The 9,724-nt window shown below is 66.9% G+C and carries 10 protein-coding genes; 1 reads left to right on the plus strand and 9 read right to left on the minus strand.

All coding sequences use genetic code 11. The annotated features are described in order from the left end of the window. Positions 1 to 569: 569 nt before the first annotated feature. Entirely contained in the window at positions 570 to 1,286 is a 717-nt protein-coding gene (nanR, locus tag ACS8YF_RS05340) for a transcriptional regulator NanR (protein ID WP_440849186.1), read from the plus strand. A 20-nt stretch (positions 1,287 to 1,306) separates the two neighbouring features. Here the strand turns inward: nanR and ACS8YF_RS05345 are convergent, their stop codons facing one another. The 9 genes from ACS8YF_RS05345 to ACS8YF_RS05385 form a co-directional block, all read right to left on the minus strand. Continuing rightward, the gene (locus tag ACS8YF_RS05345; RefSeq protein WP_440849187.1) at positions 1,307 to 2,842 is read right to left on the minus strand and encodes a UxaA family hydrolase; all 1,536 of its coding nucleotides are present in this window, start codon (positions 2,840 to 2,842) and stop codon (positions 1,307 to 1,309) included. Positions 2,843 to 2,909: 67 nt separating this feature from the next. Beyond that, positions 2,910 to 3,161 (minus strand): hypothetical protein, encoded by a 252-nt coding sequence (locus ACS8YF_RS05350; protein WP_440849188.1) that lies wholly within the window; start codon positions 3,159 to 3,161, stop codon positions 2,910 to 2,912. 32 nt (positions 3,162 to 3,193) lie between these two features. Next, complete coding sequence (locus ACS8YF_RS05355) at positions 3,194 to 3,937, minus strand: SDR family oxidoreductase (protein WP_440849189.1); 744 nt, start codon at positions 3,935 to 3,937, stop codon at positions 3,194 to 3,196. Between the two features lie 84 nt (positions 3,938 to 4,021). Beyond that, a complete protein-coding gene (purH, locus tag ACS8YF_RS05360) occupies positions 4,022 to 5,617 on the minus strand; it encodes a bifunctional phosphoribosylaminoimidazolecarboxamide formyltransferase/IMP cyclohydrolase (protein WP_440849190.1) in 1,596 nt (531 codons plus the stop codon). A gap of 69 nt (positions 5,618 to 5,686) precedes the next feature. Then, a complete protein-coding gene (fis, locus tag ACS8YF_RS05365; protein WP_440849191.1) occupies positions 5,687 to 5,950 on the minus strand; it encodes a DNA-binding transcriptional regulator Fis in 264 nt (87 codons plus the stop codon). A gap of 66 nt (positions 5,951 to 6,016) precedes the next feature. Beyond that, positions 6,017 to 6,916: a 50S ribosomal protein L11 methyltransferase gene (gene prmA / locus ACS8YF_RS05370; protein ID WP_440849192.1), complete on the minus strand. Its 900-nt coding sequence runs from the start codon at positions 6,914 to 6,916 to the stop codon at positions 6,017 to 6,019. Positions 6,917 to 6,924: 8 nt separating this feature from the next. Next, a complete protein-coding gene (gene accC / locus ACS8YF_RS05375) occupies positions 6,925 to 8,280 on the minus strand; it encodes an acetyl-CoA carboxylase biotin carboxylase subunit (protein ID WP_440849193.1) in 1,356 nt (451 codons plus the stop codon). Positions 8,281 to 8,401: 121 nt separating this feature from the next. Continuing rightward, positions 8,402 to 8,872 (minus strand): acetyl-CoA carboxylase biotin carboxyl carrier protein, encoded by a 471-nt coding sequence (gene accB / locus ACS8YF_RS05380; protein WP_440849194.1) that lies wholly within the window; start codon positions 8,870 to 8,872, stop codon positions 8,402 to 8,404. Between the two features lie 416 nt (positions 8,873 to 9,288). Next, the coding region (locus tag ACS8YF_RS05385) for a thioredoxin family protein (protein WP_440849195.1) at positions 9,289 to 9,724 on the minus strand (436 nt) is incomplete at its 5' end.

The following is a 9,724-nucleotide window of genomic DNA, read 5'->3' on the forward strand; positions in this document are numbered from 1 at the left end:
CTCCTCTGGTGTTGCCGAGTCTTTGTTCTAATCCACGACTGGCGTAGCGGGCGCAGGCTTGAAGATATCCTGTCAACCTTTTATACCAGTCTCAATAGATTTATCAGCGCGACCGAGTATGCGCAACATACGCTTTCGTCGAAGATCGATACGGGGCACAGGGACAGGCGCGTGATCGAGCCGGTTGGTCGCAGGCGGCTGTGCATGGTCGTCTCAACCGGGTCGTACAGGCGCGGATGCCGGGCTCGAATATGACCTCGGTCACGGGCAGTCCTGTGCACGGGCACCGGCCTGGGCCGGGGCGCACGCATCGGCAAGGCGATGATTAATCCGACATCAAAGCAGCTGACTTCATCAGCTGCTTTCAACGCCTTCAAAAATAAAAGCCGGCGCCTGTCCGTCTTTTATTTTCAGAGTCTTCGCGGCCAATGGCCGCGGCGAGCGCGCGGTCGCATACGCGCGCTATTAAGCCGAAAAATCATCTATTTTGGTGCCGGATTAATAGAATGGCCGGCTGAACATACCCACAGTGCAGCATCGGTTGTCCGACGCTGCTGTTTGGAACGCCAATGGCTCGCTACCAAATCGAACGGACCAAACTATCCGATCAGGTCACCCGCCAACTCGAACACGACATCGTTTCCGAGTATTTCAAACCGGGCGATCGCCTGCCTTCGGAACGGGTGCTCATGGAACAGTTCGGTGTGGGACGGCCGACCATTCGGGAGGCGCTGTTCTCGTTGGAGAAGATGGGGCTGGTCGCGCTGGCCAGTGGGTCGCGGGCCCGGGTGATCCGGCCCACCCCGGCCGTGGTGCTCGACGGGCTGTCCGGTGTCATGGGCCATCTGTTGTCGAACGTGGATGGCCAGCACCATTTCCAGGAGGCGCGGGCGCTGTTCGAGGCGGCGATGGCACGACACGCCGCTGTACATGCAGGCCCGAACGATATTGCGGCGCTGCGCAGGGCGTTGTCAGCCAATGCTGAAACGCTCGGTGACGAAGCCGAATTCAAGCGAACCGACATCGCATTCCATCGCGTGCTGTCCACAATTCCGGACAACCCGGTCTATACCGCAGTCCACGACGCCATGGCCCAATGGTTGGATGACCGTCGCGCGGTAGCGCTGGAACAGCCCGGCCAGGATCGCATCGCGCTCGCCGCGCACGAACGCATCCTGGAGGCGATCACGCGGGGTGATCCCGAAGCCGCGGATCGGGCGATGCGCGCGCATCTCGACCAGCACTACGGCGTTTATCGACGCATGCGCGCCGGCGAACGGGAATAGCGCCGGCCGAGCCAACGGTCTTACATGGTCGCACCCAGCTGCCAGGGCACGAACTCGTTGTCGCCGTACCCGAATTCCTCGCTCTTGCTGGGCTCGCCCGAGGCCACTTCGAGCATGCGCGCGAAGATGCGCTCGCCGCACTCGGCTAACGTCTCGTCGCCGGTCGCCAGGGTGCCGCAGTTGAGGTCCATGTCTTCGCGCTGCTGTTCGTAGAGCGTCGTGTTGGTGGCGAGCTTGATCGAGGGCGAGGGCTTGGCGCCGAACGCCGAGCCGCGACCGGTGGTGAAACAGACCAGATTGGCCCCGCCCGCGATCTGCCCGGTGGCCGCCACCGGGTCGTAGCCCGGCGTGTCCATGTAGACCAAGCCCCGGGCGGTCACGCGCTCGGCGTACCGGTACACATCCACCAGGTTCGTGGTGCCGCCCTTGGCGACCGCGCCCAATGATTTTTCCAGAATCGTGGTGATGCCGCCGGCCTTGTTGCCGGGCGACGGATTGTTGTTCATTTCAGCGCCTTCGCGGCGGGTATAGGCCTCCCACCAGCGAATACGGGCGAGCAGCTTCTCGGCTACTTCCGGCGATACGGCGCGGCGGGTGAGCAGATGCTCGGCCCCGTAGATCTCCGGCGTTTCCGACAGGATCGCCGTGCCACCGTGTTCGACCAGCCGGTCGACCGCATAGCCGAGCGCCGGATTCGCGGTGATGCCCGAATAGCTGTCCGAGCCGCCACACTGCAGCGCGACACATAACTCGGAGGCCGGGATCGGCTCGCGCTCGGCCTGGTTGAGTTCGGGCAGCAGCTCACGGATCAGCGCGGTTGCGCGCTCGATGGTCTGGCGGGTGCCGCCGCTGGCCTGGATCGTCATCGAGCGTACTGGCTTGATCGCGCGCAATCCCTCGATGCGTTGCAGCCCGCCGACCTGCATCACCTCGCAGCCCAGCCCCAGGAACAGCACGGCAGCCACATTGGGGTGGTCGGCATAGCCCTGTAAAGTGCGCCTGAGCGTTTCGAAACCTTCGCCCGAGTCCGCCATGCCGCAGCCGCCCGGATGGGTGAGCGCGATCACGCCGTCGACGTCGGGGTAGGCGTCCAGTTCGCCGGAAAAGCGAAACCCGTCGGCGATATGCCGGGCCGCGGTCGCCGAGCAGTTCACGCTGGATATGATCGCGACATAGTTGCGCGTGCCGGCGCGGCCGTCCGCACGACGATAGCCGGCGAAGGTGGCCGGCTGCTCGACAAAGCGGGTGGGCCGGGCGTCCTCGCAGAACGCATAATCGGGACGGATGTCGCCCATGGTCAGGTTGTGCATGTGCACGTGCTCGCCGGCCTCGATCGCGCAAGAGGCGAAACCGATGATCTGGCCGTAGCGGAGCACCGGTTCGCCCGCCACGATCGCGCGCGTGGCGATCTTGTGGCCGGCCGCGATGTTCGAAACCGCGGTCACGCCCGCGGCGCCCAGCGTTTCATCGGCCGTGATCGCGTGGCGCGCAATCGCGACGTCGTCGTCGGCATGGAGTTGAATCGTCGGGCTGTCACTGGCGATGGCTGCGGACATGGTGTGTCCTCTCCTCAGGTCTGCTGTCCCGGACCGCGCAAGCCCGTCTGAAACGTGGGTATAGCTGTTATACCCATGCGTATTCAATAGCGCTATGTTTCAGGCCGTACGCGATCAGGGCGGACGCTCGAGGGGTCGCGCAGCCGTTGCCCGTGCCGCGACAGTCGCGGCGCTGCGCTGCCAATCGCTCGGCGGGCGCGACGTCGAACCGGGCGCGGGTTGTCGGGTTCGGCCGCATCTTTTCCGGCTTGCGGGTGATCGCCCTCGATCCGCGCCGCCTGTTCGGCGGCGAGACGCTGCCCGATGACGTGGCGCGCATGAAAGCGCTCCGAGACGGGTCGCCGGCGCCGTTCAGCCGCGGCCCATGTAGGGCATGCCGTTGGCCATGATCGTCATGAACGGCACATTCGCCTCGGGCGGCAGTTCCGCCATGAAGCAGACCGCGCGCGCGACGTCGTCGACCGCCATCACCGGTTCGGCGGCCAGGTGGCCATCGGCTTGCGGTACGCCTTTTGGCATGGCCTCGGTCATGTCGCTGGCGGCATTGCCGATGTCGATCTGGCCGCAGGTGATGGCGTGCGCCCGGCCGTCGAGGTTGATCGACCGGGTCAGGCCGGTGATGGCGTGCTTGGTCGCGGTGTAGGGCGCCGAGCCGGGGCGCGGTACATGCGCCGAGATCGAGCCGTTGTTGATGATGCGGCCGCCGGCGGGCGCCTGTCGCTTCATCAGGCGATAAGCGGCGCGAGCGCACAGAAACGAACCGGTCAGGTTCACGTCGACCAGGGCGCGCCAGTCGGCCTCGTCGATATCGCCGAATTCAGTGGCGGGTATGTTGCGCCCGGCGTTGTTGAACAGCAGGTCGAGCCGCCCGAAGCGTCGTTCGATCCGTTCGAACAGGGCGTCCACCGATGTCGAATCGGCCACGTCGCTGGGCACGACCAGCGGGTCGCCGCTCAGCTCGGCGGCGACTTCGGCCAGCGGTGCCTGGCGCCGGCCGGTCAGCACCAGTTCGAAACCCGCCGCGTCGAGTGCGATGGCGCAGGCGCGGCCGATGCCGCGCCCCGCGCCGGTGACCAGCGCGATCTTCGTCGTCATATGCGTCCCCACGATGGCTGTTGCGAACCGATCGCCCAGCGTATCGCACTCACGGCCACGAACGCGCGACCGCGCGGGCCCCGGTCAGTGCCGGAAATGCCGCATGCCGGTGAACAGCATGGCGATGCCTGCCTCGTCGGCGGCCGCGATGACTTCCTCGTCGCGAATCGAGCCGCCCGGCTGGATCACGGCGGCCACGCCCGCCTCGGCGGCGGTGTCGATCCCGTCGCGGAACGGGAAGAAGGCGTCCGACGCCATCACCGAACCGGCCACGTCCAGTTCGGCGTCGGCCGCCTTCTGGCGCGCGATGCGGGCCGAATCCACGCGGCTCATCTGGCCCGCGCCCACGCCTACGGTCGCCCCGTCGCGGGCATAGACGATCGCATTGGACTTGACGTATTTCGCCACGCGCCAGGCAAACAGCATGTCCTGCAGTTGTTCGCCGGTGGGCTCGATCCGGGTCACGGCCTTGAGTTGGCGGCGGTCGAGCAGTTGGTCGTCGTTGTCCTGCACCAGCAGGCCGCCGGCGATCTGCTTGATGGCGAGACCGGCATTGTCGGTTTTTCGCCAGGGTCCGGTGATCAACACGCGCAGGTTCTTCTTGCCAGCGAACACGGCCAGTGCGTCTTCGGTGATCGCGGGGGCCAGAATGACCTCGGCGAACTGGTTGGAGGTGATCGCCTCGGCGGTATCGGCGCCGAGTTCGGCGTTGAACGCGATGATGCCGCCGAAGGAGGAGACCGGATCGGTGGCGAAGGCGCGTCGATAGGCGGACGTGAGATCGGGCGCCACGGCCACGCCGCAGGGGTTGGCGTGCTTGACGATCACGCAGGCCGGCGCCTGATCGAAGGCTTTGACGCAGGCCAGGGCGGCGTCGGCATCGGCCAGGTTGTTGTAGGACAGCGGCTTGCCCTGGGCGACGCGGGCATCGACCAGGCTCGCTTCGGTACGCCGACCGTCGGCATAGAGCGCGGCGCGCTGGTGTGGATTCTCGCCGTAGCGCAGATCGGCGCGCTTGCTGTAGACCGGCGCATGGCGCGCGGGCAGGACGTCGGACGTGCCGGCGCCGGCTGGCTGGTCTTCGCCCGCGAGGTAGGCCGCGATGGCGCGGTCATAGGCCGCGGTGTGGGCGAATCCCTTGGCCGCTAGGCGTTGCCGGGTCGCCTCGAGCGTGCCGCCATGCGCGGCCAGGTCGTCGAGTACGGCGGCATAATCGGCGCCGTCGACCACCAGCGTGACATCGGCGTGATTCTTCGCCGCGGCCCGCAGCATGGCCGGCCCGCCGATATCGATGGTCTCGATCGCGGTGGCGCGGTCGGTGCCGGGCTTGGCGATGGTCTGTTCGAACGGGTAGAGATTGACCACGACCAGGTCGATCGGTGCGATGTCCTGTTCGGCCATCACGGGGTCGTCGGTGCCGCGCCGGCCCAGGATGCCGCCGTGAATCTTCGGGTGCAGCGTCTTGACGCGACCGTCCATGATCTCGGGTGCGCCGGTATGGGTGGCGACATCGGTCACCATCACGCCGGCTTCGCGCAACATGCGCGCGGTGCCCCCGGTCGACAGGATTTCCACGCCGTGATTGTCGACCAGCGCGCGGGCGAAATCGGCCACGCCGGTCTTGTCGGAGACGCTGATCAAGGCGCGGCGGATGGGGGCGACGAAAGGGGTCGAAGTCATGGCGTGGCGATGGTGGCAAACAAAAAACCCGCGGCGCGGGTCGTCGGACGAGGCGCGCCGCGAGGCGGATTATTGATCGAGATTGTAACTGCGCAGTTTCTTGCGCAGGGTGCCGCGATTGAGGCCGAGCATGGCGGCGGCACGGGACTGGTTGCCGCGGTTGTAGTCCAGCACCCGTTCGAGCAACGGGCGCTCCACCTGCTCGAGCACCATGCGATAGAGATCCGTGGGCGGCGCGCCGCCGTTGAGCGACTCGAGATAACGGTCGAGGCTCGCCCCGACGTAGTGACTCAGCGGCTGTGCGTTGTCATCGTCGGCGTCGGAATGGCGCATCCGGATCATCAGCCTGGTGGGAACAGCGCGAAACTATAACGGCAATCGGCGTCCAGCAAAAGGCGACTATCGGTGGTGTCGGGATGCGGCGACAGCACGCTGCCCGACCAGCCTTGCCCAGCCGTCCTCCAGGACGGGTTGCGCGAACGTGAAGCTTGCTTCGTAGGCGGCCCGGACATCCTCGATCTGGCGCGCCAGCAGGCCGGCCAACACGACCGGCGCGCCGGGGGCGGCCAGCGCTGTCAGCGTGGGGGCCAGTTCGATCAGCGGCTTGGCCAGGATGTTGGCCAGCACGATATCGAACGGCTCGCCTTCGATCGCGTCCATGGGCGGGGTTGCGATGCGGTCGGATACCGCATTGCGGATCGCGTTCTCGCGCGTTGCCCGCACCGCCTGGTCGTCGATGTCGACCGCGACCACTTCGGTCGCGCCGAGGCGTGCCGCGGCGATCGCGAGAATACCGGAGCCGCAGCCGTAATCGATCACCCGTTTGCCCACCAGGTCCTGGCGGGCAAGCCAATGCAGGCAAAGGCGGGTCGTGGGATGCGTTCCGGTGCCGAAGGCCAGGCCCGGGTCGAGCCGGACCACGACGGCGTCCTCGTCGGCATCGACCGCCGCGCTGTGCGGCGCGATCCACAGGCGCTCGCCGAAGATCAGCGGCGGGTGCTCGGCCAGCCAGGCGCTGGCCCAGTCCTGGTTGTCGAGGGTGTCGGTTTCGATCGCTGCGTCGTCGCCCAGCGCCTCGCCGAGCGCAGCCACGATGGGTTCGGCCGGAGTGTCCTGGGCGAACAGGCCGATCACGCGCGCGCGCTGAAACGCGGGCTGGCTGTTCGGTATTTCCTCCACGGTCAGCTCGTCGCCGGCATCGAGTTCGGTGATCGCGTCGGCGCCGAAGCGCTCGAAGACGGCCTCCGCGAGTTGCGTGCGATGCGTGGTCGCGGTGATCTGAAGCCAGGCTATTGCCATGTCGTGCCTCAGACCTTGCCCAGACGCTCGCGGATCTTCTTTTCCAGCCAGTGGATGGACACACCGCCGGCCGCGAAATCCGGATCGTTCAGAATCCATTCGTGCAGGGCGAGATTGGTATGGATGCCGTCCACCACCATCTCGGACAGCGCCATATCCATGCGCGCCCGCGCCGCGTCGCGCGTATCGCCATGGGCGATCAGCTTGCCGATCAGCGAGTCGTAGTAGGGCGGCACGGTATAGCCGGCGTACATGTGGCTGTCCATGCGGATGCCGGGCCCGCCGGGCGCGTGGTATTGCGTGATCTTGCCGGGCGACGGGGCGAATGTTTCCGGGTGCTCGGCGTTGACGCGACACTCGATCGCGTGTCCGCGCATGACGATATCGTCCTGGGTGTAGCGCAGCTTCTCGCCGGCGGCCACGCGCAGCTGCTCGGCGACCAGGTCCACACCGGTGACCATCTCGGTGACCGGATGCTCGACCTGGATACGCGTGTTCATTTCGATGAAATGGAACTCGCCGTTTTCGTACAGGAACTCGAATGTGCCCGCGCCGCGATAGCCGATGCGCTTGCAGGCCTCCACGCAGAGGCTGCCGATATGCTCGCGCTGCTCGGGCGTGATGCCCGGTGCCGGCGACTCCTCGATCACCTTCTGGTGGCGACGTTGCGGCGAACAGTCGCGCTCGCCCAGATGGATCGCGTTGCCGTGTGTGTCGCACAACACCTGAACCTCGACGTGGCGCGGCAGCTCCAGGTATTTCTCCATGTAGACCTGCGGATTGCCAAACGCACTGGCGGCCTCGCGCCGCGCCATGTCGACCGCGCCGGCCAGGTCGTCCGGCTCGTAGACCACGTGCATGCCGCGGCCGCCGCCGCCGCCCACGGCCTTGATGATCACCGGGTAGCCGATGCGATCGGCGATCTCGCGGTTCTCGACATCATCGGCGGTCAGCGGTTTGCCCGAGCCGGGCACGCAGGGCACCCCGGCCGCCATCATTTCCTGGATGGCGGATGTCTTGTCGCCCATCAGGCGGATGGTCTCCGCCCTGGGGCCGATGAAGGTGAAGCCGGATTGCTCGACGGATTCGGCAAAGTCGGCGTTTTCCGACAGAAAACCGTAGCCCGGATGAATCGCGGACGCGCCCGCGACCTCGGCCGTACTCATGAGCACGGCCATGTTCAGATAACTGGCCGTGGCCGACGGCGGGCCGATGCAGACCGCTTCCTCGGCCAGCAGCACGTGCTTCTGGTCGCGGTCGGCCGTGGAATAGGCCGCGATCACGGGAATACCGAGCTGACGACAGGCGCGCAGGATACGCAGCGCGATTTCGCCGCGGTTGGCGATGAGAACCTTGTCCAGCATGAGTGAACCTCGGGTCAGGTCGTCGCGCGGATCGGGCTGCGACCCGGCGCCGACGCGGTGATGGGGTGGGCGTGGGCGTTTGCTCGCGCGCGGCGCCTCAACAGCGCGCCGCGCCACGTGATCATTTGATCACGAACAACGGCTGATCGTATTCGACCGGCTGACCGTTCTCGACCAGGATCTCGCTGACGATGCCGGAAGTCTCGGCCTCGATCTGGTTGAGCATCTTCATGGCTTCGATGATGCATACCGTATCGCTCGGGCCGACACTGTCGCCGACTTCGACGAAGGACTTGGCATCCGGTGCCGGCGCGCGGTAGAAGGTGCCGACCATCGGCGAACGGATGATATGGCCCTCGGCCACGGCGTCGCCGCTGCCGGCCGGCGCACTCGTGCCGGCCGCTGGCGCGGTATCCGGGGCAGCGGCCGGCGGCGGCGCGGCCGCGTACGCCGCCGGCGGGGCGCTCGGCTGGCTACCTGCCGGTGGGTAGCGGCCAATGCGGACCGATTCCTCACCCTCGGTGATCTCCAGCTCGGCGATGCCGGAATCCTCGACCAGCTCGATGAGTTTCTTCAGTTTTCGGATATCCATGGCGTGTCGATTCGCTCCTGTCGGCGCGGCGAGCCGATCGGGCCAGCGACCCGACTGCGACGCAAAGCGGCTGCCGTGCGCGTTCCCGCGTGTGTCTGGGAGCAAAGTGTGCCGCATGGCAGGGCGTGGCACAACTAGCGCAAGGTCGATCGCCGCCGTTCGCCGCCGTATTGTCGGCGAATCGCCGACGTTCGGGCATTTTGCACTGCATCATCACGGCCGTTGCCAGCGCCGCCCCAGCGCGTTCGCGACCCCGGGGCGTGTTGTCGGCGGTCGATGCCGCGTGATCGCGGCAGGCTCGGGCCATGAGGCGGTCCCCGCGCCGAATCGCGGCAAGATGGCGTTTTTTCGGCGCTGAATCGCCCGCGGGGGCGAAAGGCACGGCTCCCTGCCCCCGCGGCCATGGGTCGGGACACTCAGGTGCCGGGTTTCGCCGCGATCTTGTCGAGCGCATGCAAAACAGTGGCGGCATCGACGGCGCCGACCAGGCGCTGCCGGGGCCTCTCGTTTTCGGCCGATGCGGGATAGAACAGCAGTGTGGGGGGGCCGAAAACGTTCAGCCGCTGCATCAGGCGCTGTTGCCGGGTGTCGTAGGCGGTGACATCGAACTCGATCGCGGTGACCCGTGACAGGGCCCGCCGCACGCGGGCATCGGCGAACACGGTGCGTTTCATGCGCGCACAGTCCACGCACCAGTCGGCATAGAAATCGACCATGGCCGGGCGCCCGGCGCGACGCGCGGCCGCCAGTGCGTGCGACAGCCCGGCGGCCGTGGTCACGCGATCGAATACCGCGGATTTCGCGCCCGCCCGGCCGGCGTCGGACGCGGGCGGCGTGGCGAGCCCGGCCAGC

It is taken from the genome of Salinisphaera sp. SWV1, assembly GCF_052044155.1.
Taxonomy (GTDB): domain Bacteria; phylum Pseudomonadota; class Gammaproteobacteria; order Nevskiales; family Salinisphaeraceae; genus Salinisphaera.